General features: G+C 67.5%; 1 pseudogene. It reads left to right on the forward strand.

The features are described 5' to 3' along the window. Positions 1–191: pseudogene (locus tag AC0L3U_RS40185) on the forward strand (N-acetylglucosamine-6-phosphate deacetylase); the annotation flags it as partial. Between the last annotated feature and the right edge of the window lie 46 nt (positions 192–237).

Genomic DNA, 237 nt, shown 5'->3' on the forward strand with positions numbered 1-237 from the left:
CCCTGGGCAGCTATGAAGAAGGCGTGGCCGCCCTCGCCGCCGGCGCCACCAGCTTTACCCATTTGTACAACGCCATGAGCCCGCTGCATCACCGCGAGCCAGGCATCGTCGGCGCTGCGCTGGCCCACGCCAAATACGCCGAGTTGATCCCCGACCTGCTGCACGTGCACCCCGGCGCCAGGCGCAGGTAGGCTTCGACTTCGGCCATCAACGCGGTGTGGGCGAAGTTGGGTTGGG

This window comes from Bradyrhizobium sp. Kon69, from assembly GCF_055807515.1.